The organism is Anaerobium acetethylicum, assembly GCF_900096945.1.
Classification (GTDB): Bacteria; Bacillota; Clostridia; order Lachnospirales; family Lachnospiraceae; genus Anaerobium; species Anaerobium acetethylicum.
The window spans coordinates 67,130-91,439 of sequence record NZ_FMKA01000003.1 but is presented as its reverse complement, the minus strand read 5'-3'; the positions used below and the strand labels follow the sequence as shown (position 1 = coordinate 91,439).

Sequence of the window (24,310 nt, the reverse complement as noted above, 5' to 3'; positions counted from 1 at the left end):
AAAAAAGCTCTTTTTTAAAAAAAGTTGTTTACAAATTAACTCAAATTGTATATAGTAAAAACATCTTAAATATCTAATTCTTGGAAAACTCTTTCCAACATTTCACAAATTTTTAATTGAACAGGCAGCGGGAAAATTGACCTTTTTTTGCGTGCCAAAAACTCTGAAGGCAAGGAGGTGATTGATTGCAGGAAAAGAAAATCATCGGCATTTTCGGGGTCCGTAAGCATGATTTCTGCATTTATCTGGCTGGAATACTGAATAATCTCGGCAGCCGGGTACTTGTCATAGATAACTCTCCAGAAGAGGAGATCAGATGCTGCGTCCCAGGTTCTGAAGGGCACATTTCCACTGTTACCTATAAAAATGTCGATTACGAATTCGGGTCGTTTCCGAAAGGAGAGGCCTATGAAAAATACCAGTATATCCTGACGGATATGGGAAGCGGGCTTAAGTCTGAAGACATGGGAATCTATGATGAGATCATACTGGTTACCGATGCTTACAGGAGAAATATCGAAAGATACAGGGAGGCCCTGAAGCTTGCGGTATGCCCGGTAACGGTCATCATACGCAATGTATGCCAGTATAAGGCGACAGGACGGCAGCTCTTCGGGCTTCTGATAGAGGAGCCTTACAGGATTGTTGACAGGTATTATATTCAGCAGGACCCGGAAGATGAGGAGTACGCAGTACTCGCACAGTATGAACCGTATAGGGAGTTTGGCCGGATCTCTGCGGGATTCAAAAAGGCTCTGGCAGGTACGGCAGCAGGCATAACAGGCCTGGGGATGAACGAAATTATGAGGGCGCTGAAAAGTGCCGGGAAAGGGAGATGTATTTGAAGATAGCATTCTGGAGCAACACTCCGGGACAGGCGGGGACAACAAGCAATCTGGTGGGCGTTGCACTGATGGCGTCAATGTCATACCACTATAAGACCATGATCCTGCAGAGCCAGTATGGACTGTACAATCTGGATTCTGCCCTGATGGACAGAGGCAGGGATGATCTGATCAGGGAGGAGTTCTCTTACTATTATGAAAACGGAATCGACTACCTGTTAAGAAAGAGCATCATCAGCGGGATTACCACGGATGACGTAAAGCAGGGCTGTGTTGAAATTGTACGGGACAGGGCATATTATATCCCGGCAACCATAAAAAACAGCAGGGAAATATATCAGGAAAACATAAAGAAGCACCTGCAGTCCATATTGGAGGCAGCTGACGAATTTGCTGACCTGACGTTCATCGACGCAGGGTGCGGGGTAAACGAAATTTCTGCCAGGATATTCGAAGCGGCTGATATGATTGTGGTAAATTTCAATCAGAACTGCCGGGCGATGAACCAGTTCTTCCAGTCTTATCAGAAATTTTCTGAAAAGCTTGTCTTCCTGATCGGGAGTTATGATTACAATTCCACATACAATGCAAAGAATGTACAGAGAATGTACAGGATCGACAGGAAAAACCTGGGCGTCATTCCCTATAACGTAGGGTTTCAGGATGCCTTCGGTGAAGGTAAGGTTGTCAGATTCCTGAAGAGCAACTTCAATTGCCGTGAACATGATAAGAACTACTATTTCATAAAAGAACTGAAGGCTTCATCGAATATGATATTGAAAAGGGCGGGATTGGTTGATTAACAGGACTGGATACGGAAAGCGGGCGGGAATGCCCGGGATAAGCACGAAGAAATTTTTTGAAAGAAAGCAGAGGACTCCGGAGCCTCTGAGTCTGGACAGCATCACGAAGGAGACCGGAGAGCATTTTCACGGCATACTCAGAGCCAACCTGTATGAACTCAATATAAAAAAGAACAGATATGAGGAACTTGCGGAACAGAAGCGGCGGCTCAGAAAAGCTCTCAGGAACTGTGGAATTGGAGATATTCATGCAAAAGAATATGTAAAATATTCAATAACCGAAATGCTGGCAGAGAAGTATCAGATAGACAGCAGAAATATTGAAGAGCTTATTCCGTTTTCCGACAGGAAGAGGCTGAGCAGTCAGGATAAGTTTGAAATCCTATTATTTATCTATAAAAAAGAGTATCAGGGGAATGCGCTGGAGAAACTGATCGTCCTGAACGGAATCATGGAAAAAGAATCAGAAATCCGTGAAGATTCTGTCCAGGAAGAAGTCTATGAAATAACAGACGAGGACATCGATGAGGCTTACTGCAGGACGAATACCGGTCTGACATTTCTTGAAAAGCTGGAGATCGTGACCCAGAGAATTTACCAGGAATACAAAGGGCTTGGGGTGATCGACGAGATCAGGGATATGAAAATAGACGGTGTATCAGGAGGCGTATCCGGGCTGTCGGAAGATGAGAAAAGCGTATGGGTGTTTTACAAGGGGAAGTCCATATATCTTCCGTTCCTGGCGTTTGGATCCCGCAGGGAACTTGAGCGGGTATGCAGGAATATCTGCAGATACCAGCACCCCGGCCAGCTCTCAGAGACAAGGGGCTATATCGTAAACGAAATGGCCGATCATTCAAGGGTGGTCGTGGCGAGGCCGCCTTTCAGCGAAAACTGGGTTTTCTTTGTAAGGAAGTTCGACAGCATTGAGTTCAGGAGCATGGAGGACCTGCTTGTGGATAAAAACAGCCACATACCGGTTACCCTTATAAAATGGCTGATTAAGGGCTGCCGCGTTGTTGCGGTGACGGGGGCGCAGGGCAGCGGAAAGACCACGCTGCTTATGTCGATGATTGAATTTATATCACCCGTACATACCCTGAGGGTGCAGGAGCAGGCCTTCGAGCTGAATCTGAGGAGAACGTACCCGAAGCGGAACATTGTAAGTTTCCGGGAAACCGAGAGTATCAGCGGCCATGCAGGGCTTGATCTTCAGAAAAAGACGGATGGGGCTGTCAATATACTGGGCGAGGTCGTATCCCATGAAGTGGCAGGCTGGATGATCAGGATGGGACAGACAGGCTCTTTGTTTACGCTGTTCACCCATCATGCAACAACCTCCAGAAACCTCGTGCTCGCCCTAAGGAACAGCCTCCTCTATGCCGGGAACTTCAACAGGGAGGATGTTGCCGAGCAGCAGGTGGTGGATGTGGTTTCATTTGACGTGCACATGAACAGGGATAAAGACGGGCACCGTTATGTTGAGAGGATTACCGAAATAATTCCGCTGGAGACGCCGGACGAGAATGGGCACTATTTCAGGGAGGAGGATCTGCTTGTATTCCTTGAAGGCTCCTATTTCTTTAAGAATCCCATGTCAGAAAGAAGTGAATGGGAAATAAAGCGTTTTCTGACAAAAGAGGAAAGGAAGTGTTTTGATGAAGAGCTCTCTTTATCATTTTCTGGAATCTAATCCTCTGACTTCTGGGTATACGGTCAGAATCAGAAAAAGGATGGAGATATACCGTCCTAACGGAGGCAGGGAGAATCTCGACAGGACAGTCGATATCCTGCTGGCAGCCTGGGCAGGGAGCGGCGCCGCATTTGCTTTCCTTGTATATTTCGGAGGACTGTCTTTTGCCTATCTTTGCGGCGTGATATGCATACTATTTGCAGTTAACATGAATGAAGTTTACAGAAGGCTTGAGAAGGAGGAAATAAAGCTGCTGAAGCAGTTTGAAAAGTTTATTGCCGATGTCAGGTTCCATTTCGGCTTTCACGGCATTGCTGAGGAGTCGGTGCTGGAGGCGCTGGAAGATGCCGAAAGGGAGATTGGCCTGCATGCGGAAGTCATCTACAGGAGACTAACAGAGAGCAGAGAAGAGAAGGATAAGGAAAATGCTATGCAGAATGCACCGAACCACTATTTCGGAACTTTTTATCTGCTTTGTGAGACAGTGATGAAATATGGAGACAGGAAAGTGGATGGAAAATCCCTTTTCCTGACAAATCTGAGCTGCCTGAAGCAGGAGATCAACATGGAAGTTCTGAGGCGGCGGAAACTGGAACATCTGTTTTCAGGTCTGATCGGCATTTCGCTTATGCCTGTCTTTGCCATAAAGCCTCTGGAAAAATGGGCGGTAGGCAATATGGGAGAAATGAGCGCTTATTACGAAGGAAAAATGGGCATCATAACAACTCTGGCTATATGTGGTGCTTCGCTTGGGGTATGTTTCACAATACATAAGCTGAGGTATGAGACTAGACCCCTTTACAGGGAAAGCCGGACGCTGAACCGGATACTTGGGATCAGGAGCATCAATTCCTGGATCACGGGAAGGATAAACCGGAATTATGCAAGATACAAAAAATGGAGCGAAGACCTGAAGGAAGCAGGGCAGGTGGAAAATATCAAGGAATTCATGCTGAGGCAGGCACTGCTCGGCGCTGCGGCCTTTGTGCTTACAGTGCTGCTGATTGCTGACATACAGCAGACTGGCAGACATCAGAAAGCTCCGGAGATGGAGGTTCCTTATGAGGCTGCCGCTGCAGTTGAGGAAACTGCAATAGAGAGTTTTGCAGAAGACCGGGAGATAACATTCCGGTGGTACGACCTGCTGGCTGCTGCTGCGGCAGGAGCGGCTGCCTACTGGTGGCCCTGGTTCTGGGTACAGATAAGGAAGCGCATGCTGATGATGGAAAGGGAGCAGGAGGTAATCCGGTTCCAGGCAGTGATCATCGTCCTCATGCATATGGACGGGATGTCGGTGGAGGTCATGCTATCCCATCTGGAGGAGTTTGCCATGGCATTCAGAAACACAATAGCAAAGACGCTTGATGCCATGGATTACGAAGGGATGGCTGCCCTGGAAAAGATGAGGGAGAGGGAGAGCTTCATGCCTTTTATAAGGCTGGCCGATGCTTTTATAGCCTGCGACAGGCTTCCGGTGCATGAGGCTTTTGATGAGATTGCTTCGGACAGAAACTATTATCTGGAGAAATACCGCCAAGAGAGCGAGTCGCTTGCCATGGACAAAGCGGCTGTCGGAAGGGTGATCGGATTTATTCCGATGTACATCACGATCGGGTGCAAGCTGGTCATCCCTTTCGTATTGGAAGGGCTCAACAAGCTCTCGGTATATGCAGGCGGAATCCGATAAAATTTACTGATGAAAACAGGTATTGATCAGAAGGGAGAATAATATATGGAGAACAGTTTAAAGGGATTGGTTTTGGCAGCAGGAATTATCATAACATGTCTGATAGTGGGTCTTGGATTTTATATAGCAAGGGAGGCAAAGGATACGGCCGCCGGAGGTGTCGGTCAGATCAACAAGCTGAATTCGGAATTTGCAGACACTTCAAAAAGCATGTATGAAGGGACGGAGGTTTCAGGCAGCGAGGTCGTCAATGCAATAAGAAGATTCCAGAATGAAACGGTCGGACTGCAGGTAGTGACCAACAAAACAAGCAGCTTTTATACCTATAACTTTAACCCTGCTACAGGCGAGCTTGGAACCAGTTCTGCCCTGACCTTCAAGTCGGCCCAGAACGAACTGAATAATAACTATATCAATCCGAACGGAAGGTTTGAAGGTGACGTCGTAAGGGATAAAAACGGAACCATTACAGGACTGATGTTCACCCAGAAATAGTCGGTGAAAGACGGAGACGGGAGGAAAAAATGGAATCAGCGGCAGAAGCACTGGAAGCCGGAATGGGAGCGGCTTTTTTCATCATTGCAGTAATGCTTTTTATGTACCTTGCAGATTCATATGAAAGGACAGTTGAAACCGTATTCGTGAATCAGGTGCAGGAGCATTCGGTACAGGAAATGAAGTAGACGAAGGGAGAAGTGGAGAGTTGGAAGATGCATATAGCAGGGTGATGGCCATCCTGCTCGCTTCCGTTCTGATGTTTCTCCTGCCGATGCTGTATATCAGCGAGAGGCAGGAGACAATGGCACAGTCCTGGGTACTGACTGAAACAGCCTGCCTGGTGGATGCGGTCAGAAATACGGGAGTGCTGACGGAAGGGATGTTCCGGGAATATGAGAAGAGGCTTGCAGGACTTGAACAGCTTTATGAAATACAGGTGACTCATGTGGCATACGGCTTATATGAAAGCGAAGGAGAAATAGAGACAAGACAGGAGAGGCATTACACAGAAGAAATAAAGGAAGCTCTTCTGGAGCAGGGAGAGTATTGCTTTGCCATGGATGATTTTCTGAAGATAGAGGTGTCGGACAGGAATGGAAGTTTTGGGGAAAGGCTTCTCAACAGCTTTCTGGCTGAAGACCTGGAAACGGAGAAAATCATCGCTTATTACGGAGGGACCATTAAGTATGAAGCTTACTAATTTTGCGATACTCTTTGTTGGATTTGCTGCCACGGTGTGCACCGGTATGGATATAAGGACGAAGATGGTCAGTTCGACCATAATGGCAGACATAAACCTGAACCAGGTCATTGACAGGGCGGTACAGGATTCGATGGACGCAGCAGAGATTTATATTGATCAGGAGATGAATATACAGCCGGACCGGGAAAATATCATCAGGAATCTGCATGAGAAGCTTTTTATCAGCCTGAATGCCTATGGAGACTCCATAAGCCGGGAGAGAATAAAGGAGTGCATTCCGGCAGCTGTTCTGACGGAACAGGATGGATACTACTTATACGGCTATTCCGAAACAGAAGATAACAGCGGGTCAACCATCAGGAGGGCTGGATTTTCGGAAAAGAGATATTATGTGACCGAAGAAAAGGGATGGCGGGTGAGATTCAGCTTTTCGGATCTTCTGGAGCTTGAACATATAAAAACAGGAGCGGTTTATGAATGCACCTGGTACCAGGCGGCCGGCCGCACCGGGCTTGACATGTTCAAAAAACGTGAGAAATTTGAGGAGCGGCGCAGGAGAGCCATCATAGAGAATGTCAGGAATGATATGGAGGGAATGGTCAATAGGGATCCATCCATACGGGAAGACGGAGCCGGGTATCTGATATCGTTTCCTTATATTGAATATGAAGAATGGTACCAGACTGTGAAGGGAATCAGCCTTCTTGTATTCTTCAGGGGCCATCCTGTCGGTATGGCTGGTCGTGAATATAATTATGTTGTGTTTAGTGGAGCAAGAATTGAAAAACACTCAGGGGAATAGCTTTTGCATTCTTGGGGCATATGTGATATTCTATACCCTGTAAACTGGCGGCAGTAAAGGATGCAGTACTGCATAGCCGCTTCATATTATTTAAGTAGGAGTGAATACCGTATGCAGGATAGAATGGAATTCAGAGAGAAACTGGCACATGCTGAAGAGCTGGCGGAAACCAGAAATAAGCAACTGGATTTTGAAGATATACAGGAAATTTTTGAAGATATGGAACTGGAGGAGGGGCAGCTTAACCTCATCTGTGAATATCTGCAGTCGAGAAAAATAAAAGTAAAGGGATATCAGCCTTTAGAAAAAATAAATGATGAAGCAGGTCCGGAGATCCCGGCGGCGCAGGCCGGAGGGGAAGAGCTGTCTGAAACCGGCAATGCCGAAAGCGAATATGCAGCTGAAGATGACGGGATAGATTTTCTCGGCATCTATATGGAAGATATCAAGGGAGCTGACACGCTTTCACAGGAAGAAACGGCAGAGCTCTACAGCGCTGCAATGGCAGGCGACCATGCCGCAAAAAGCCGTTTGATAGAAGCAAATCTTATGACGGTTGTGGAGATTGCCAAAAAATATACAGGAAGCGGGCTTGCGGTCAGCGATCTGATACAGGAGGGCAACGTCGGGCTCATGCTGGGAATCGACGGGCTCCGGGACAGAGCTGCGGAAATAGCTTGCGGCGAGTTCACGCCGGAAGCATTTGTAAAGGCATCAATCAGCGAAGCGATCGAGACGGCCATAGCTGATAACGAATGCTTCAAGACTGACAGCGGCAGAGTGGTTGAGAAGATCAACTATATCAGCGAGGCAATCAGGAATGTTTCAGAAGAGACAGGGACGAAAGTATCAATTGAGGAATTGGCGGAATACCTTGAAATGAAGGAAGAGGAGATACGTGATATTCTTAAGCTTGCACCGGATGATTTTGATATAGACAATGGAGAAGCGCAGACAGGAATAACGGATATACTTCACGTAGCGCCTGACGAACTGAAACCTCATGACGATGGTGAGGAATCCGCAAGCAGCTGCGGCTGTGGCGGACACGGCCATCATGCGGAGCATGAATGCGGATGCGGAGATTCCCACCACGGCAAAGACCATGAATGTGACTGTGGCCACAAACATTAGGATTGAATAATAGCAAAGAATGAAATAACAGAGAGCGCACCGGCATCCGGATTCAGGATGGTATGGTGTGCTTTTCGTTATCTCATAGGAAAGTTCGTCCTATGACAGAAAAACTCAAAATACTATTGACAAAAGCGAATTCTGGTGATATGTTATTTACAGATGTTAGCACTCCTCACTAACGAGTGCTAACAAAAAAACAAGCCTGACTGAATTCAGGAATTATGCTTCAATAGTAGCAAGTTTGATCTGTAAAAAGCGGCTCCCCTGAGTGCCGTGAGGAAAAAGAGGTGAAGGGTTTGCAGGAACTTGATGAAAGAAAAATGAAAATACTGAAAGCCATTATTCAGAACTATCTTGAGACCGGCGAACCCGTAGGCTCCAGGACAATTTCCAAATATAGCGACCTGAAATTGAGCTCGGCAACCATCAGAAATGAAATGTCCGATCTTGAAGAACTGGGCTATATCATACAGCCCCACACTTCAGCCGGAAGAATTCCATCTGATGCCGGATACCGTCTTTATGTAGACGAACTGATGAAGTCCAAGGACAGGGAAGTAACAGAAATGAAGGAGTTCATGATCCAGAAAGTCGACAAGATGGAAATGCTCCTCAAGCAGGTTGCAAAAATCCTGGCCTCGAACACCAACTATGCCACAATGATAACGTCTCCAAGATTCAATCAGAACAAGCTGAAATTCATACAGCTGTCACAGATGGATGCAGCACATATTCTGGCGGTTATAGTCGTTGACGGAAACATAGTTAAGAATCGAATCATAAATACCGACGGGGAACTCGATAATGAGACAATGCTTAAGCTCAATATGCTGTTGAATACATGCCTTAACGGCCTGACGCTGGAAGATATAAACCTGGGTATCATTTCAAAACTGAAGTTTCAGGCAGGCGAGCACGGGGAAATCGTAGAGCATGTGCTTGATGCCGTGGCTGAAGCGATCCATATAGATGAAGATCTTGAAATATACACAAGTGGGGCCACTAATATTTTCAAATATCCGGAACTCAGCAGCGGCGGTACCGCAAGCGAGCTGATCAGTGCCCTGGAGGAAAAACAGCAGCTGATTGATTTTGTGACTGATACAGTATCTGATGAAGACAGCCACGGAATCCAGGTCTATATAGGAAATGAGACTTCGGTCAGGACAATGAAAGACTGCAGCGTGGTCACAGCGACATATGAGCTTGAAGAGGGCGTGCAGGGGACAATAGGAATCATCGGTCCGAAACGTATGGATTATGAGCATGTGGTAAATACCCTGAAGACGCTCAAGGCACAGCTGGATGCAATATATAAAAAAACATAATGAAAGGCGGTAGATATAAGTGTCAGATATAAATAACGAAATGCCGGAAAATGAAATCATAGATACGGCAGAAAATACGGAGACTGTTACAAACGAAGAAGTTCAGGAACAGACAGAAGAGGTCAGGGAAATAAAGGGAGCTGAAGAGGCATCTGCACAGGACCTGGAGGAAGCCAAAGCAAACGAAGATGAAAAGAAAAAACTTTTCGGAAAGAAAAAAGATAAGAAAGACAAAAAGGATACCCAGATTGAAGAACTGACAGACAGACTGAAACGAAGCATGGCAGAGTTCGATAATTTCCGAAAACGTACAGAAAAAGAAAAATCGCAGATGTATGAGGTTGGAGCAAAAAGCGTTGTTGAAAAAATCCTTCCGGTCGTTGACAACTTCGAAAGAGGACTTGCGATGGTACCAGAAGAAGAAAAAGAAAATCCTTTTGTAGACGGAATGGATAAGATATACAAGCAACTTATGGCAAATCTTGAAGAGATAGGCGTGAAGCCGATCGAAGCAGTCGGAAACCAGTTTGATCCGAATCTGCACAACGCAGTGATGCATATAGAGGATGAGGCGTTCGGTGAAAATACGGTTGCAGAAGAATTCCAAAAGGGATATATTTATAGAGAAACAGTAGTGCGTCACAGCATGGTAAAAGTAGCTAATTAACATTTATATAGAAGATACAAAGTTGTGAAGTATCAAAATCAAATTCAGGAGGAATAGACAATGGGAAAAATTATAGGAATTGACTTAGGAACAACAAACTCATGCGTAGCAGTTATGGAAGGTGGAAAACCTGTAGTTATCGCCAACACAGAAGGCGCAAGAACAACTCCGTCAGTAGTCGCATTTACAAAGACAGGAGAAAGACTTGTAGGTGAACCTGCAAAACGTCAGGCAGTAACCAACTCAGATAAAACAATTTCTTCAATCAAGAGGGAAATGGGAACTGACCACAGGGTAACAATCGACGACAAGAAATATTCCCCACAGGAAATTTCAGCAATGATCCTTCAGAAACTGAAAGCAGATGCGGAAGCATACCTTGGAGAAAAAGTTACAGAAGCGGTAATCACTGTACCTGCATATTTCAACGATGCACAGAGACAGGCAACAAAAGATGCCGGTAAGATTGCAGGCCTTGATGTAAAGAGAATCATCAACGAGCCTACAGCAGCAGCACTGGCTTACGGACTTGACAACGAACATGAACAGAAGATCATGGTATACGATTTAGGCGGCGGTACATTCGACGTTTCCATCATCGATATCGGTGACGGCGTAATCGAAGTACTTGCAACATCAGGCGACAACAGACTTGGTGGAGATGACTTCGATCAGAAAATTACAGATTATATGCTTGCGGAATTCAAGAAAAACGAAGGCGTAGACCTTTCAAATGATAAAATGGCTCTTCAGAGATTAAAAGAAGCAGCAGAAAAAGCAAAAAAAGAATTATCATCAGCTACAACAACAAACATCAACCTTCCATTCATTACAGCAACAAGCGAAGGACCAAAACATTTCGACATGACAATCACAAGAGCGAAATTCGAGGAGCTCACTCATGACCTGATCGAAAGGACTATAGCGCCTGTAACCAACGCTTTAAGAGATGCAGGAATCAGCGCTTCAGAACTTGGAAAAGTATTGTTAGTAGGCGGTTCAACACGTATCCCTGCCGTACAGGATAAAGTAAAACAGCTTACAGGACAGGAACCTTCAAAAACACTTAACCCTGATGAATGTGTTGCACTCGGCGCTTCAATCCAGGGCGGTAAATTAGCGGGCGACGCAGGTGCAGGCGAAATCTTATTATTAGACGTTACTCCGCTTTCATTAAGCATCGAAACCATGGGCGGCGTTGCAACCAGATTAATCGAAAGAAATACAACGATCCCTACTAAGAAGAGCCAGATCTTCTCAACTGCAGCAGACAACCAGAGCGCAGTAGACATCAACGTAGTTCAGGGTGAAAGACAGTTCGCAAGGGACAATAAGAGCCTTGGACAGTTCAGATTAGATGGAATTCCACCAGCAAGAAGAGGTGTTCCACAGATCGAAGTTACATTTGATATTGATGCCAATGGTATTGTAAACGTATCTGCTAAGGATTTAGGAACAGGAAAAGAACAGCATATCACAATCACTTCAGGAACTACCCTGTCTGATGACGATATCGAAAAAGCAGTTAAAGAAGCAGCTGAATTCGAAAGCCAGGACAAGAAACGCAAGGAAGCTGTAGAAGTACGCAACGATGCAGATTCAATGGTATTCCAGACAGAGAAAGCATTAGAAGAAGTAGGCGATAAAATTGCTGAAACTGATAAGACTGCAGTTCAGGCTGACCTTACAGCATTGAAAGAATTAATCGAAAAATCAAATCCAGAGGATATGTCAGATGCACAGGTAGAAGAAATCAAAGCTGCAAAAGAAAAATTAATGCAGAGTGCACAGGCTCTTTTTGCAAAAGTCTATGAAAATGCTCAGGGAGCAGGAGCTGGTGCAGATGCCGGTGAAGCATACCAGGCAGACGACGTAGTTGACGGCGATTATAAAGAAGTATAATATAGTAACTATTCAGAACCCGTGTCTCGCATAGTTACAATATAGTAACTATTCAGCCGGTATGACTGAAAGTCACGAATTAAATAATTGGCCGGCTCTGATCATGGCAATGGAATGTCCGCAATGCGTACATTCTTTTGCTATGTAAAGAGCCCCGGACCGTAAGAGACCTGCGCAGCGGGTATCTTACGGTTTGTTATTAGATAACTGTTCAGAATTTAGTGCACTGACACGTTGACATCTTGACAAATGACTTGCCTTAGTTTCCATCTGCGGCGTTGTCGTCAATCAGCGTAGCCACCGCTACGCTTCATTCCTCCGCCTTGCAGAATGAAAACTAATTCAGCGTCATTAGTTTAAGTGTCAATGTGTCAGCACACTAGTCCCGAATAGTTACGTTATTAGAAACCAGAAAGGTGAAGTAAATGGCAGATAAGAGAGATTTATACGAGATCCTCGGTGTAGACCGGGGAGCAGACGAGGCTACCATAAAAAAGGCATATAGGAAACTTGCCAAGAAATATCATCCTGACATGAATCCGGGAGACAAGGATGCTGAAGCAAAGTTCAAGGAAGCATCAGATGCATATACGATTCTCAGTGATGCAGAAAAGCGCAGACAGTATGATCAGTTTGGGCATGCGGCCTTTGACCAGAGCGCAGGAGCAGGACCGGGAGGTTTTGACTTTGGCGGCGATATGGGCGATATTTTCGGCGATATTTTCGGGGATATTTTCGGTGGCGGAAGAACTAGAAGAGCAAATACAGGACCTATGAAAGGTTCAAATATCATGGTAAGCGTGAGAGTTGCCTTCGAAGAGGCGGTATTCGGAACCGAGAAGGAAATCGAACTTACGCTTAAGGATGAATGCCATACCTGTCACGGAACAGGCGCAAAACCGGGAACCTCACCTCAGACCTGTTCAAAGTGCGGCGGCAAAGGCCAGATCGTATTCACCCAGCAGTCTTTGTTCGGCATGGTAAGAAACGTACAGACTTGTCCGGACTGCCAGGGAACAGGTAAAGTTGTCAAGGAAAAATGCCAGGATTGCTATGGAACCGGGTATATTGCAAATAAAAAGAAAATCAAGGTGTCAGTCCCAGCCGGAATCGACAACGGGCAGAGCATCCGTATCCGCGAAAAAGGAGAGCCTGGTGTGAACGGAGGCCCGAGAGGCGACCTTCTTGTAGAGGTGGTTGTTTCGAGACATCCGATTTTCCAGCGTCAGGAATACAATATCTTTTCAACTGCACCTATCACCTATGCACAGGCTGCTCTGGGCGGTGAAGTGAAAATAAGCACTGTTGACGGGGATGTCCTTTACGAGGTAAAACCGGGAACCCAGACTGATACGAAAGTGCGCCTGAAAGGCAAAGGCGTACCATCTCTGAGGAACAAGCAGGTGAGAGGCGACCACTATGTAACTCTGGTTGTCCAGATTCCTACAAAGCTCAACGAAGAACAGAAAGACCTCCTTCGCAAATTCGATGCAGCAACAGGAAACTCGCTCAACAGAAACCTTGAAGGCGAAGAATCCGGCAAGGATAAGTCTAAAAAAAAAGGATTCATAGATAAGATTAAAGAGACTTTGGAATAAACGAAGCAAACGAAAGATCCCTGTGCCCTTTGGAAATCTACAAAAGGCACAGGGGTTTTCTGCGTCAGCAAAAACAGCCTTCGCCGGCATGAAAGCAACTGACCATGGTGCGAGTTTCACTTGTAGGACCGTATCTTTTATGGTAATATGGGAGTCGTGAGAAACTGGCTATGAATAATTGATAGAATAATATAGAGGTGAATCAGTTGAAATGGAATAAATATACAATAAAGACAAGTACAGAAGCCGAGGACCTGGTCAGCGGCATGCTCCTGGAACTGGGGATTGAAGGAATTGAGATCGAGGATAACGTTCCGCTCTCCGAAGAAGACAAAAAGACCATGTTCATCGACATCCTCCCGATACTGCCGCCTGATGAAGGCGTAGGATATGTAAGCTTTTATCTGGATGACGGGGAAGATAATGAAGGGATGCTTGTAAAGGTCAGGGCAGAGCTCGATGAACTCAGAAGCTTTGCTGAAATCGGGGAAGGATCCATAACGGAATCCCAGACTGAGGATAAGGACTGGATCAATAATTGGAAAGAATTTTTCAAGACTTTCGAAGTTGATGATATCGTCATCAGACCCAGCTGGGAAAAGACAGATGAAAGCCACCAGGGGAAAATAGTCATACAGATCGACCCGGGAACCGCTTTCGGAACCGGCATGCACGAAACTACCCAGCTGTGTATCAGGCAACTGAAAAAATACGTGAATTCCGATACCAGACTTCTTGATGTAGGCTGCGGAAGCGGAATCCTTTCCATCATCGGACTGAAGCTGGGCGCAGCTGAGGCGCTTGGAACAGATATCGATCCCAATGCAATCACGGCAACCTATGAAAATATCGAAGTAAACCATGTGCCGGCAGACAGATTCAGGGTATTGACAGGAAATGTGATTGAGGATACAGCACTTCAGGAAGAGGTAGGGCTTGAAAAATACGATGTAGTAGTGGCAAACATTCTGGCTGACATTATTATCCCATTGTCAGAAGTCGTATCCAGGTTCCTGAAAAAGGGCGGAATATATATAACATCAGGAATAATCAATACAAAGGAAGAAGCTGTCGTAAAGGCAATTAAAGAGAACGGCCTTGAGATTCTTGAAATAACCCGCCAGGGCGAATGGGTCTCGGTGACGGCCAGAAAGAATTAGGTGGAACATGCATCATTTTTTTGTAGATAAAGAGCAGATTAGCCAGGATCATATAACCATAAATGGTTCTGACGTGAACCATATAAAAAATGTGCTCCGCATGAAGCAGGGGGAAGAAATACTCATCAGCAACAAGGAAGACAGGGACTACCTTTGCGTCATCAGGGATTTTCAGCAGGATGCGGTCATTGCAGGGATTACAGAGGTCAGGGAAGAGACAACGGAGCTTCCTTCAAAGGTATATCTGTTTCAGGGACTTCCAAAGAGCGACAAGATGGAGCTTATTATCCAGAAGGCAGTAGAACTTGGCGTATATGAGATCATTCCTGTTGCAACAAAGCGGGCGATTGTTAAGCTGGATGCGAAAAAGGAAGAAAGCAAGCTGAAAAGATGGCAGGGAATCAGCGAAAGCGCGGCAAAGCAGTCAAAACGTCTGGTGATTCCCAAAGTAACCGGAGTCATGACTTTCAAAGAAGCCATTGCCTTTGCATCGGATTTTGCATGCAGCATTATACCATATGAAAATGCAAAAGGAATGCAGCATACGAAAGAAATCATAGGAAAAATGAAGCCAGGGACATCCATAGGCGTATTTATTGGCCCGGAAGGCGGATTTGAGGATAAAGAGATAGAGCAGGCACTGGAAAACAATATAATTCCGGTCACGCTTGGAAAGCGGATACTGAGGACTGAAACCGCAGGGCTGACGGCCCTGTCTGTGATCATGTTCCAGCTTGAGAATGATTAAGGACGGAGAATGGAATTGGAAGTTTATTTAGATAATTCAGCAACCACAAAGTGTGCTGATCCGGTAAAGGATATTATGGTAAAGGTTCTGACGGAAGATTACGGGAATCCCTCATCCATGCACAAAAAAGGAGTGGACGCTGAACGGTATATCAGGACAGCAAAAGAAATCATAGCGAAAAACCTGAAGGTAAACGAGAAGGAGATCATCTTTACTTCAGGCGGAACGGAATCCGACAATCTGGCAATTATCGGGACAGCGCTGGCAAACAGAAGAAGCGGGATGCACATCATAACTTCCGCCATAGAGCATCCGGCAGTCTTGAACTCCATGAAGCATCTGGAGGAGGAAGGGTTCAAGATCACCTGCCTGCCAGTGGACAGGAACGGAATAGTCAGGATGGATAAGCTTGAAGCGGCAGTCTGCGAGGAGACTATTCTTGTTTCCATCATGCACGTCAATAATGAAATCGGTTCTGTCCAGCCGGTTGCAGAAATAGCTGAATTGATCAAGAAAAAGAACAGGAATGTGCTTTTCCATGTAGATGCAGTACAGGGATTTGGAAAGTACAGGATACTACCTAAAAAGATGGGAATTGACCTGCTTTCTGTGAGCGGGCATAAAATACACGGCCCGAAAGGGATCGGATTCCTTTATGTTAATGAAAAGGTGAAAATCAAGCCGCTCATGTTCGGCGGAGAACAGCAGAGGGGGATACGTTCAGGCACTGAGAATGTCCCCGGAATCGCGGGAATCGGTGAGGCTGTAAAATTCAGTTACGAGGATCACGAGAACCGCATGGAAAATCTTTATAAAATCAAGGAAGATTTTATCGGCAGCCTTCTGGAAATCGAGGATGTCCGTATAAACGGGCTTACCGGAAAAGACAGCGCACCTCATATTGTTAGCGCAAGCTTTGCGAAAATCAGGAGCGAGGTTCTCCTGCATTCACTGGAAGAAAAGGGCATATATGTGTCGTCGGGCTCAGCCTGCGCATCAAACAAGCCTGCCATAAGCGCAACGCTTAAGGGAATCGGAGTGCCTAAGGAACTTCTGGATTCCACAATACGTTTCAGCTTTTCGGCAGAAACAACAGCAGAAGAGCTGGCATTCTGTGCTGAGGCATTGAAAGAAATCGTACCAAGGCTCAGGAAGTATGCAAGGAGATAGATAATAAAAGTACAAGAAGGAAGGCGGGTCTTAATATGAAGAACATGTTTAAGGCGTTTTTAATAAAATACGGAGAAATAGGAATCAAAGGCAAGAACAGGTATCTGTTTGAAGATGCTCTGATCAGGCAGATCAGATATGCCCTCGCAGATGTAGAAGGCGAATTTGACGTAACAAAAGAACAGGGAAGAATATACATAGAATGCCTTAGCGACTATGACTACGATGAAACGGTGGATGCCCTTAAACGTGTTTTCGGTATCGTAGGGATCTGCCCGGTTGTTCATGTTGAAGACGAGGGGTTTGAAAAGCTGGTCGAAGAAGTGACGGCTTATATGGACTGGATGTATCCGGACAAGAATACGACCTTCAAGGTGAGCGCCAGGAGAGCAAGGAAGAATTATCCTCTTGATTCCATGGAGATCAACAGGGAACTCGGCGGAAGGCTCCTGGAGGCATTTCCTGAAATCAGAGTCGACGTGCACAAGCCGGCAATCATGCTCAATGTAGAAATCAGACAGAAGATCTATATCTATTCTGAAATCATACCGGGCGCAGGCGGAATGCCGGTAGGAACCAATGGAAAGGCAATGCTTCTTCTCTCAGGCGGAATCGACAGCCCTGTTGCCGGGTACATGATTGCAAAAAGAGGAGTAAAGATAGATGCTACTTACTTCCATGCCCCACCTTATACAAGCGAAAGGGCAAAGCAGAAGGTCATCGATCTTGCAAAGCTGGTGGCAAGATATTCCGGACCGATCAATCTGAATATCGTGAATTTTACGGATATCCAGCTGTACATCTATGAAAAATGCCCACATGACGAGCTTACCATTATAATGAGACGATACATGATGAAGATTTCAGAGCATTTGGCGAAGGAAAGCGGATGCCAGGCACTGATCACGGGGGAAAGCATCGGACAGGTTGCAAGCCAGACCATGCAGAGCCTTGCTGCGACTAATGAGGTATGCACAATTCCGGTATTCAGACCGGTAATCGGATTTGACAAACAGGAAATTGTTGATATCGCTCTCAGGATTGATACCTATGAAACGTCGATACAGCCTTACGAGGACTGCTGTACCATATTCGTGGCAAAACATCCGGTAACAAAACCGAACATCAACATTATCAAGAGATCTGAAAGAAACCTTGAAGAAAAGATTGACGAGATGATGGAAACCGCCATCGCGACCGTCGAAACCATCGTAGTCGAATAGAAAAGATTCGGTAACTGTTCAGAACCCCTGTTCCGCGAGATGTTTTTATGCTGGTTTTGCATGAAAACTCGAGTTCTGCATGCACATAATTGCTGGTTCTGCAATTTTTGTGTATCATATGTGACTATGAAGGACATAGTCCTGAATAGTTACAAGATTCGACTCCATCCCACAGGACGAATGTTTCTGTGAGATGAAAAAACGGGGGATGATAGAATCATCCCCCGTCAATATGGTACAATATTAAATTCAAAAGTGCTGAAACCACAATATTAGCAGTTCAAAGAATACTAGATAATATATGGTTTAAGGATATCAAGAACTGTGTCAATTCCTTCTTCAGCGTGGATGTTTAAATCGATTGGTTTTGAAAGATCAAGGCTGAAAATACCCATGATTGATTTTGCATCAATAACGTATCTTCCAGATACTAAATCAAAATCGTAATCGAATTTTGTAATGTCATTTACAAATGATTTTACTTTGTCGATTGAGTTTAAAGAAATCTGTACTGTTTTCATTTGGAAATACCTCCCTTACTTTTTATATGTTTATCTTACATTTTTGGGAGACAAAAGTCAATAGAAAAGGTGAATTGAACTGCAGATTCAGGTAAATATTATGTTAATACAAATAGATTGTAATGGTCGAGCCGTATCTGCGGAAAGTTGAGGCCGGTGCATACAAGTAATTTGAAAATCATGGAGGCAGGACGGCAGGACAACTGCACTGCTTTTTTGGGAAAAAGAAAGGAAATGAGTCGAAATTATGAAAAAAGTAGCACTGCATAATTTAGGATGCAAGGTAAACTCATATGAAACTGAGTCCATGCGTCACATGCTGGAGCAGAATGGATATGAGATAGTGCCATTTGCAGAAGGTGCAGATATCTATATTATCAATACATGCACAGTAACGAATATAGCGGACAGAAAATCGAGACAGATGCTGCATAAAGCGAAAAAAATGAATCCTGATGCCATTGTAGTGGCGGCAGGATGCTATGTACAGGCATCGAAAGAGGACCTGAAGGCGGATGAATGCATAGATATCATAATAGGGAACAACAGGAAAAAAGATCTCATAGCAGTTCTCAGGGAATATGAGGATAATCATGACAAGAGCGAGGCCTGGGTCGACATCGATGCAGAGAGCGAGTATGAAAATCTTGAAATCGAAAATACTGCTGATCATGTACGTGCCTACATCAAAGTGCAGGATGGCTGTAACCAGTTCTGCAGCTACTGCATAATCCCATACACGAGGGGAAGGGTCAGAAGCAGGAAGGCGGAGGATGTTGTGGCCGAAGTGCACAGCCTTGCAGTCCGAGGGTATAAGGAAGTCGTACTGACAGGGATCCATCTGAGTTCCTACGGCGTAGACCATGGAGAAGGGGAGAATCTCTTGACCCTGATCCAGGCAGTCCATGAAGTTGAGGGAATCGAAAGGATCCGTCTGGGATCCCTGGAGCCAAGAATCGTGACTGAGGAGTTTGCGAAGGCGCTCAGCAGCCTTCGCAAAATGTGTCCTCATTTTCATCTGTCGCTTCAGAGCGGATGCGATGCAACGCTAAAAAGGATGAACCGGCGTTATGACTCTGCAGAGTACTATGAAAAATGCCAGGTTCTCAGGAAGTATTTTGAAAATCCGGCAATCACAACGGATGTGATCGTTGGTTTCCCGGGTGAAACAGACGAGGAGTTTCAGACCACCAGAAACTTCCTGGAAAAAATAGATTTTTATGAAACACATGTGTTCAAATATTCAGTCCGTAAGGGAACCAGGGCTGCAGCTATGGAAAATCAGGTTGACGACAGGATCAAGACAGAAAGAAGCAGCATCCTTTTAGAAATGACAAAAAGAAATTCCCGTAGATACAGGGAAGCCTTCCTTGGAAGGGACCTGGAAATACTGGTGGAAGAGACTGTCGAGATCAATGGAAAGAAATACCAGTCAGGGCACACAAAGGAATATGTGAAGGCAGCATTTTCCGGAGAAGAAGACTGCATGAACCAGATCGTGAAAGGGAAAGCGACAGGATTCCTTTTAGAGGACATGCTGCTTTTGGAGAAATAATATTTCTAAAAGTCCTGTATTTATGGGCTTTTTCGGAGCGGCCCCCCTTATTGTGAAATATTGGATTGTATTTTTTGACTATTTATATTAGAATAGAAATAAAGTTTAATTAAGGACGTGATGCTATGCAGGATATAAATAATACGCAATATTTTAAAGTTCAGGCAGATACTGAAATCGGAGTCAAGGATGTTTTAAAGACGGTTTATGAAGCTATGGTTGAAAAAGGATACAATCCTGTCAACCAGATCGTCGGTTATATTATGTCGGGAGATCCTACCTATATAACAAGCCATAAAAATGCAAGAAGCCTTATTATGAAGGTAGAACGCGACGAACTTGTAGAGGAAATACTCAAGGATTATATAAAAAATAATTCATGGAAGTAAGGCAGGAGGAGCCAGATGAGAATTATGGGATTGGACTTTGGGTCCAAGACAGTAGGGGTTGCTATAAGCGATCCGCTTGGCATAACTGCGCAGGGAATTGAAATCATAAGAAGAAAAGAAGAAAACAAGCTCAGGCAGACACTTGCCCGTATTGAAGAGCTGATCGTGGAATTCGAGGTAGAGGCAATCGTTCTCGGATTTCCTAAAAACATGAACAACACCGTAGGCGAAAGAGGGGAAAAGTCCCTGGAATTCAAGGGAATGCTTGAAAGAAGGACTGGACTCGAAGTCATTATGTGGGATGAGCGGCTTACGACAGTTGAAGCAAACAGGACCCTTATGGAACACAGCGTCAGACGCGAAGACAGGAGCAAGTATGTCGACAAGCTCGCTGCCGTCTTCATATTGCAGGGTTACCTGGATTCCGTAAGATAGGAGACAGATAAAATGGAAAAAATAAAATTCATGCTCGCTGAAACAAACGAAGAAGTAGAATTCTTCATACTTGAAGAGACAAGGATTAATGGAATTAATTATATATTGGTAACAGATTCAGAAGATGACGATGCAGAGGCCCTGATCTTAAAGGATTTATCAGGAGAACAGGATGCTGACGCCCTTTACGAGATAGTCGAAGACGACGAAGAGCTTGATTACGTTGCCAAGATCTTTGAGGAAATTCTTGAAGATATCGATATCGAAAGAGAATGACAGACAGGCGGATTCTGCAGCTTTAGAGGATGCAGTTCTGAACAGTGGCAAAACAGGTATATTTCATCAGAGGAGGCAGTGATGACTGCAAAAAGAGATAAATTTAAAGCGCTTCTAAAGGAAAAAGGACTTAAAGTGACTACACAAAGAGTGATGGTCCTTGAAGTTTTATCTCAATGTCCGGACAGGCACCTGACAGCTGAGGAAATATATGAGTTGGTAAAGGCAGATTATCCGGAAATCGGACTGGCCACAGTCTATAGAACCATACAGCTTCTGCTGGAGTTAAACCTGGTTGACCGGATCAATCTTGATGACGGATATGTACGTTATGAAATTGGACAGGCGGATAACAGTGAGGTGAAGCACCACCATCATCATCTTATATGTCTGGAATGCGGAAAAGTATCTTCGTTTGAAGATGACCTTCTTGATGAGTTGGAAAAGAAAATCATTGACACCGCTTCTTTTCAGGTAACAGATCATGAAGTGAAGCTCTATGGCTATTGTAAGGAGTGTCTGAGTAAAAAGGGATAATGTGGGGGTGCATTGAATGAGTGTAAAGAAAGTGGTTAATGCAGTTTTAAGCATATCCTTTCATATAATTATAAGTGCTTTGGTCATTATCGGTATTTTTGTATGCGCAAAAGAAGCGTACAGTTTTGGAACGGCAATATTCAGCGACAGAGGTGTTGAGGAAGCGCCTGGGACTGATGTAAATATAACCGTAGCAGAGGGCGCATCGACAATATCGATTGGCAGGATGCTTCAGGAAAAGGGGCTTGTTGAAGATTTCAAGCTTTTCTATGTGCAAGCAAAGGTATCAAAGTACTCAGGAAAGATAAAGCCGGGGGATTATACATTAAATACTTCCATGTCTGCGGAGAAAATGCTGTCTGTCATGTCCGGAGAGATTCCAGAGGAGATCACGGATGAAGGCGGCACTGCAGATTAGAAAGTCTGAGACGGAGAGTAAAAAGTGATAGTAAATGAAAGACTGATAACTTATATAAATTCATTGGATACAGGCAACACGGCACTGCTTGACGAAATAGAAAAGCAGGCTGTCAAGGATTATGTGCCTATTATCCGTAAAGAGATGCAGAGCTTCCTGAAAGTCCTGACTGCCCTCAAGCAGCCGGAACGGATATTGGAGGTCGGCACGGCTGTCGGTTTTTCCAGTATTCTGATGGCGGAATATAGCCCGGGGAACTGCAGCATAACGACAATAGAAAAATATGAAAAAAGAATCCCTGTTGCAAGGGAAAATATAAAAAGAGCAGGATTCGAGGATAAGATTACTCTGATCGAGGGGGATGCCCTTGAAGTGATGGCGGGGCTCGAAGGAACCTTTGATTTCATTTTCATGGATGCTGCAAAAGGCCAGTATATCAATTTTCTTCCCCAGATCATGCGCCTGCTCAAAGTGGGCGGTGTCCTGATATCCGACAATGTCCTGCAGGACGGGGATATCATAGAATCCCGTTATGCCGTGACAAGGCGTAACAGGACAATATACAACCGGATGAGGGAATACCTGTATGAACTGAAACATATGGAAGAGCTTACCACAGCCATACTGCCCCTTGGTGACGGAGTGACGATCAGTACAAGAATTGGAAAGATGGATGAATTAAAATGAGAAATGTAGAATTATTAATACCTGCAAGCAGCCTCGAGGTCCTGAAGACAGCAGTTATCTTTGGCGCAGATGCAGTATATATAGGCGGCGAAGCCTTCGGTCTCCGTGCAAAGGCCAAAAACTTTTCCATGGAAGAGATGAAGGAAGGGATTGAATTCGCCCACGAACACAATGTTAAAGTTTATGTAACGGCGAATATACTGGCCCATAATGATGACCTGGCCGGAGCTGAGGAATATTTTAAGGAGCTGAAGGAGATTAAGCCTGATGCCCTTATTATTGCGGATCCCGGAATATTCGAAATCGCAAAGAGAATCCTGCCTGATATGGAGCTTCATATCAGTACCCAGGCAAACAATACAAATTACGGAACATACCTTTTCTGGCATAAGCTGGGCGCAAAAAGGGTAGTGTCCGCAAGGGAGCTTTCCCTTAAGGAAATCAAGGAAATCCGCCAGAGGATTCCTGAAGATATGGAAATTGAAACATTCGTCCATGGGGCAATGTGCATTTCCTATTCGGGAAGATGTCTTTTAAGCAACTACATGACCGGAAGGGATGCGAATCAGGGTGCCTGCACCCATCCCTGCCGTTGGAAATATTCGATCGTGGAAGAAAAGCGTCCAGGCGAATACATGCCTGTGTATGAAAATGAAAGAGGAACTTATATATTCAATTCAAAAGACCTCTGCATGATTGAGCATATACCGGATATGCTGGATGCCGGCATCGACAGCCTGAAGGTTGAAGGCAGGATGAAGACAGCACTCTATGTGGCGACTGTTGCCAGGACTTATCGAAAGGCCATAGATGATTATATGGAATCGCCTGACCTTTACAGAAAGAACATGCCATGGTATCACGAGGAGATATCAAAGTGCACGTACCGCCAGTTTACCACTGGATTCTTTTATGGAAAGGCTGACCAGAGCAGCCAGATCTATGACAACAATACCTATATTAAGGAATACACGTATCTCGGAATGGCTGGCCCCAAAAACGAACAAGGGCTTACCAGCATTGAACAGAGGAATAAATTCAGCGTCGGCGAGACGATAGAAGTGATGAAGCCTGACGGTTCAAATGTGGAAGTTCAGGTAAAGGCAATCTTTGATGAGGCGGGAAATCCGCAGGAGAGCGCTCCGCATCCAAAACAGATTCTGTATGTCGATCTGGGAACAGAGCTTGATCAGTATGATATCCTGAGGCGAAAAGAGAATCAGGAATAGAAATTCAGATGTCCGGAAGGAACAGGAAATCAGCCAGGCTGATTTCCTGTTCCTTCCGTTTTCGTGCATGATTAGACATGAATGTATGAAAAAGCAGGAATTCGTAGTAAATCATTGTAAAAAATGCATAATAAAAATCCGGATCAAATGATGAAAATAAAAATATTGACAAATTTGAGTTGTGGTGATATTATCATTTCAGTGGTATAGTATGTTACTGGAAAGCAGGCATTAACTATGCATAGATATTTTTGGATATTTATGTATGTTGGTGCTTTTTTTGTGCACAAAAGCACCGT

26 protein-coding genes are annotated in these 24,310 nt (G+C 44.8%); 25 read left to right on the top strand and 1 reads right to left on the bottom strand.

Annotated features, from left to right (window positions below):
• The first annotated feature begins 185 nt into the window (after positions 1 to 185).
• From BJR36_RS04615 to thiI, 17 genes are all read left to right on the top strand, one after another.
• Positions 186 to 845, top strand: coding sequence for a hypothetical protein (locus BJR36_RS04615; RefSeq protein WP_091230795.1), 660 nt, complete (start codon positions 186 to 188; stop codon positions 843 to 845).
• Positions 842 to 1,648: a hypothetical protein gene (locus BJR36_RS04610; protein WP_139133510.1), complete on the top strand. Its 807-nt coding sequence runs from the start codon at positions 842 to 844 to the stop codon at positions 1,646 to 1,648. Before BJR36_RS04615 ends, BJR36_RS04610 begins: the two co-directional genes overlap by 4 nt.
• Positions 1,641 to 3,341 carry an ATPase, T2SS/T4P/T4SS family gene (locus BJR36_RS04605; protein ID WP_091230792.1) on the top strand — a complete coding sequence of 567 codons (1,701 nt, stop codon included), beginning with the start codon at positions 1,641 to 1,643 and terminating at the stop codon, positions 3,339 to 3,341. Before BJR36_RS04610 ends, BJR36_RS04605 begins: the two co-directional genes overlap by 8 nt.
• Complete coding sequence (locus BJR36_RS04600; protein ID WP_091230790.1) at positions 3,307 to 5,028, top strand: hypothetical protein; 1,722 nt, start codon at positions 3,307 to 3,309, stop codon at positions 5,026 to 5,028. The genes BJR36_RS04605 and BJR36_RS04600 overlap by 35 nt, the downstream gene beginning before the upstream one ends.
• Before the next feature lie 45 nt (positions 5,029 to 5,073).
• Positions 5,074 to 5,523, top strand: a complete 450-nt coding sequence (locus tag BJR36_RS04595; protein ID WP_091230789.1) for a hypothetical protein — start codon at positions 5,074 to 5,076, stop codon at positions 5,521 to 5,523.
• A 29-nt stretch (positions 5,524 to 5,552) separates the two neighbouring features.
• On the top strand, positions 5,553 to 5,711 hold the full coding sequence (locus BJR36_RS20205) for a hypothetical protein (RefSeq protein WP_169823590.1): 159 nt from the start codon (positions 5,553 to 5,555) through the stop codon (positions 5,709 to 5,711).
• A gap of 20 nt (positions 5,712 to 5,731) precedes the next feature.
• Positions 5,732 to 6,226 (top strand): hypothetical protein, encoded by a 495-nt coding sequence (locus BJR36_RS04590; protein WP_091230785.1) that lies wholly within the window; start codon positions 5,732 to 5,734, stop codon positions 6,224 to 6,226.
• Positions 6,213 to 7,031 carry a hypothetical protein gene (locus BJR36_RS04585; RefSeq protein WP_091230782.1) on the top strand — a complete coding sequence of 273 codons (819 nt, stop codon included), beginning with the start codon at positions 6,213 to 6,215 and terminating at the stop codon, positions 7,029 to 7,031. Before BJR36_RS04590 ends, BJR36_RS04585 begins: the two co-directional genes overlap by 14 nt.
• Positions 7,032 to 7,142: 111 nt before the next feature.
• Positions 7,143 to 8,165 (top strand): sigma-70 domain-containing protein, encoded by a 1,023-nt coding sequence (locus tag BJR36_RS04580; RefSeq protein WP_169823589.1) that lies wholly within the window; start codon positions 7,143 to 7,145, stop codon positions 8,163 to 8,165.
• A 323-nt stretch (positions 8,166 to 8,488) separates the two neighbouring features.
• A complete protein-coding gene (gene hrcA / locus BJR36_RS04575; protein ID WP_091231134.1) occupies positions 8,489 to 9,496 on the top strand; it encodes a heat-inducible transcriptional repressor HrcA in 1,008 nt (335 codons plus the stop codon).
• A 19-nt stretch (positions 9,497 to 9,515) separates the two neighbouring features.
• Positions 9,516 to 10,163 carry a nucleotide exchange factor GrpE gene (gene grpE / locus BJR36_RS04570; protein ID WP_242875455.1) on the top strand — a complete coding sequence of 216 codons (648 nt, stop codon included), beginning with the start codon at positions 9,516 to 9,518 and terminating at the stop codon, positions 10,161 to 10,163.
• A 60-nt stretch (positions 10,164 to 10,223) separates the two neighbouring features.
• The gene (gene dnaK / locus BJR36_RS04565) at positions 10,224 to 12,065 is read left to right on the top strand and encodes a molecular chaperone DnaK (protein ID WP_091230776.1); all 1,842 of its coding nucleotides are present in this window, start codon (positions 10,224 to 10,226) and stop codon (positions 12,063 to 12,065) included.
• A 425-nt stretch (positions 12,066 to 12,490) separates the two neighbouring features.
• Complete coding sequence (gene dnaJ / locus BJR36_RS04560) at positions 12,491 to 13,663, top strand: molecular chaperone DnaJ (protein WP_091230773.1); 1,173 nt, start codon at positions 12,491 to 12,493, stop codon at positions 13,661 to 13,663.
• Positions 13,664 to 13,869: 206 nt separating this feature from the next.
• Complete coding sequence (gene prmA, locus BJR36_RS04555) at positions 13,870 to 14,823, top strand: 50S ribosomal protein L11 methyltransferase (protein WP_091230771.1); 954 nt, start codon at positions 13,870 to 13,872, stop codon at positions 14,821 to 14,823.
• Between the two features lie 7 nt (positions 14,824 to 14,830).
• Positions 14,831 to 15,571 carry a 16S rRNA (uracil(1498)-N(3))-methyltransferase gene (locus BJR36_RS04550; RefSeq protein ID WP_091230768.1) on the top strand — a complete coding sequence of 247 codons (741 nt, stop codon included), beginning with the start codon at positions 14,831 to 14,833 and terminating at the stop codon, positions 15,569 to 15,571.
• 15 nt (positions 15,572 to 15,586) lie between these two features.
• Positions 15,587 to 16,741: a cysteine desulfurase family protein gene (locus tag BJR36_RS04545; RefSeq protein WP_091231126.1), complete on the top strand. Its 1,155-nt coding sequence runs from the start codon at positions 15,587 to 15,589 to the stop codon at positions 16,739 to 16,741.
• Positions 16,742 to 16,785: 44 nt separating this feature from the next.
• Positions 16,786 to 17,964 carry a tRNA uracil 4-sulfurtransferase ThiI gene (gene thiI / locus BJR36_RS04540; protein WP_091231123.1) on the top strand — a complete coding sequence of 393 codons (1,179 nt, stop codon included), beginning with the start codon at positions 16,786 to 16,788 and terminating at the stop codon, positions 17,962 to 17,964.
• A 290-nt stretch (positions 17,965 to 18,254) separates the two neighbouring features.
• Here thiI and BJR36_RS04535 read toward each other — a convergent pair whose 3' ends face one another.
• Positions 18,255 to 18,485 carry an HPr family phosphocarrier protein gene (locus BJR36_RS04535; protein ID WP_091230765.1) on the bottom strand — a complete coding sequence of 77 codons (231 nt, stop codon included), beginning with the start codon at positions 18,483 to 18,485 and terminating at the stop codon, positions 18,255 to 18,257.
• A 247-nt stretch (positions 18,486 to 18,732) separates the two neighbouring features.
• Between BJR36_RS04535 and mtaB the strand changes: the two genes are divergently transcribed.
• The 8 genes from mtaB to BJR36_RS04495 all read left to right on the top strand — a co-directional run bounded on the left by mtaB (position 18,733) and on the right by BJR36_RS04495 (position 24,011).
• A complete protein-coding gene (gene mtaB / locus BJR36_RS04530) occupies positions 18,733 to 20,040 on the top strand; it encodes a tRNA (N(6)-L-threonylcarbamoyladenosine(37)-C(2))-methylthiotransferase MtaB (protein WP_091230762.1) in 1,308 nt (435 codons plus the stop codon).
• Between the two features lie 125 nt (positions 20,041 to 20,165).
• Positions 20,166 to 20,429, top strand: coding sequence for an IreB family regulatory phosphoprotein (locus BJR36_RS04525; protein ID WP_091230759.1), 264 nt, complete (start codon positions 20,166 to 20,168; stop codon positions 20,427 to 20,429).
• A gap of 15 nt (positions 20,430 to 20,444) precedes the next feature.
• Positions 20,445 to 20,864 (top strand): Holliday junction resolvase RuvX, encoded by a 420-nt coding sequence (gene ruvX, locus BJR36_RS04520; RefSeq protein ID WP_091230754.1) that lies wholly within the window; start codon positions 20,445 to 20,447, stop codon positions 20,862 to 20,864.
• A gap of 12 nt (positions 20,865 to 20,876) precedes the next feature.
• Positions 20,877 to 21,140 carry a DUF1292 domain-containing protein gene (locus BJR36_RS04515; RefSeq protein WP_091230752.1) on the top strand — a complete coding sequence of 88 codons (264 nt, stop codon included), beginning with the start codon at positions 20,877 to 20,879 and terminating at the stop codon, positions 21,138 to 21,140.
• 81 nt (positions 21,141 to 21,221) lie between these two features.
• Entirely contained in the window at positions 21,222 to 21,677 is a 456-nt protein-coding gene (locus BJR36_RS04510) for a Fur family transcriptional regulator (protein ID WP_091230748.1), read from the top strand.
• Between the two features lie 16 nt (positions 21,678 to 21,693).
• The gene (locus BJR36_RS04505) at positions 21,694 to 22,095 is read left to right on the top strand and encodes an endolytic transglycosylase MltG (RefSeq protein WP_091230745.1); all 402 of its coding nucleotides are present in this window, start codon (positions 21,694 to 21,696) and stop codon (positions 22,093 to 22,095) included.
• 24 nt (positions 22,096 to 22,119) lie between these two features.
• The gene (locus tag BJR36_RS04500) at positions 22,120 to 22,782 is read left to right on the top strand and encodes an O-methyltransferase (RefSeq protein ID WP_091230742.1); all 663 of its coding nucleotides are present in this window, start codon (positions 22,120 to 22,122) and stop codon (positions 22,780 to 22,782) included.
• Positions 22,779 to 24,011 carry a peptidase U32 family protein gene (locus tag BJR36_RS04495; RefSeq protein ID WP_091230739.1) on the top strand — a complete coding sequence of 411 codons (1,233 nt, stop codon included), beginning with the start codon at positions 22,779 to 22,781 and terminating at the stop codon, positions 24,009 to 24,011. The genes BJR36_RS04500 and BJR36_RS04495 overlap by 4 nt, the downstream gene beginning before the upstream one ends.
• The last annotated feature ends 299 nt before the right edge of the window (positions 24,012 to 24,310 follow it).

Bases quoted from the DNA above. Each gene is read 5' to 3' on its own strand.
- BJR36_RS04600 (WP_091230790.1), top strand. From the start codon at position 3,307: ATGAAGAGCTCTCTTTATCATTTTCTGGAATCTAATCCTCTGACTTCT.
- BJR36_RS04595 (WP_091230789.1), top strand. From the start codon at position 5,074: ATGGAGAACAGTTTAAAGGGATTGGTTTTGGCAGCAGGAATTATCATA.
- BJR36_RS20205 (WP_169823590.1), top strand. From the start codon at position 5,553: ATGGAATCAGCGGCAGAAGCACTGGAAGCCGGAATGGGAGCGGCTTTT.
- BJR36_RS04585 (WP_091230782.1), top strand. From the start codon at position 6,213: ATGAAGCTTACTAATTTTGCGATACTCTTTGTTGGATTTGCTGCCACG.
- BJR36_RS04580 (WP_169823589.1), top strand. From the start codon at position 7,143: ATGCAGGATAGAATGGAATTCAGAGAGAAACTGGCACATGCTGAAGAG.
- hrcA (WP_091231134.1), top strand. From the start codon at position 8,489: ATGAAAATACTGAAAGCCATTATTCAGAACTATCTTGAGACCGGCGAA.
- dnaK (WP_091230776.1), top strand. From the start codon at position 10,224: ATGGGAAAAATTATAGGAATTGACTTAGGAACAACAAACTCATGCGTA.
- dnaJ (WP_091230773.1), top strand. From the start codon at position 12,491: ATGGCAGATAAGAGAGATTTATACGAGATCCTCGGTGTAGACCGGGGA.
- BJR36_RS04550 (WP_091230768.1), top strand. From the start codon at position 14,831: ATGCATCATTTTTTTGTAGATAAAGAGCAGATTAGCCAGGATCATATA.
- thiI (WP_091231123.1), top strand. From the start codon at position 16,786: ATGTTTAAGGCGTTTTTAATAAAATACGGAGAAATAGGAATCAAAGGC.
- BJR36_RS04535 (WP_091230765.1), bottom strand. From the start codon at position 18,485: ATGAAAACAGTACAGATTTCTTTAAACTCAATCGACAAAGTAAAATCA.
- mtaB (WP_091230762.1), top strand. From the start codon at position 18,733: ATGAAAAAAGTAGCACTGCATAATTTAGGATGCAAGGTAAACTCATAT.
- BJR36_RS04525 (WP_091230759.1), top strand. From the start codon at position 20,166: ATGCAGGATATAAATAATACGCAATATTTTAAAGTTCAGGCAGATACT.
- ruvX (WP_091230754.1), top strand. From the start codon at position 20,445: ATGAGAATTATGGGATTGGACTTTGGGTCCAAGACAGTAGGGGTTGCT.
- BJR36_RS04515 (WP_091230752.1), top strand. From the start codon at position 20,877: ATGGAAAAAATAAAATTCATGCTCGCTGAAACAAACGAAGAAGTAGAA.
- BJR36_RS04510 (WP_091230748.1), top strand. From the start codon at position 21,222: ATGACTGCAAAAAGAGATAAATTTAAAGCGCTTCTAAAGGAAAAAGGA.
- BJR36_RS04505 (WP_091230745.1), top strand. From the start codon at position 21,694: ATGAGTGTAAAGAAAGTGGTTAATGCAGTTTTAAGCATATCCTTTCAT.
- BJR36_RS04495 (WP_091230739.1), top strand. From the start codon at position 22,779: ATGAGAAATGTAGAATTATTAATACCTGCAAGCAGCCTCGAGGTCCTG.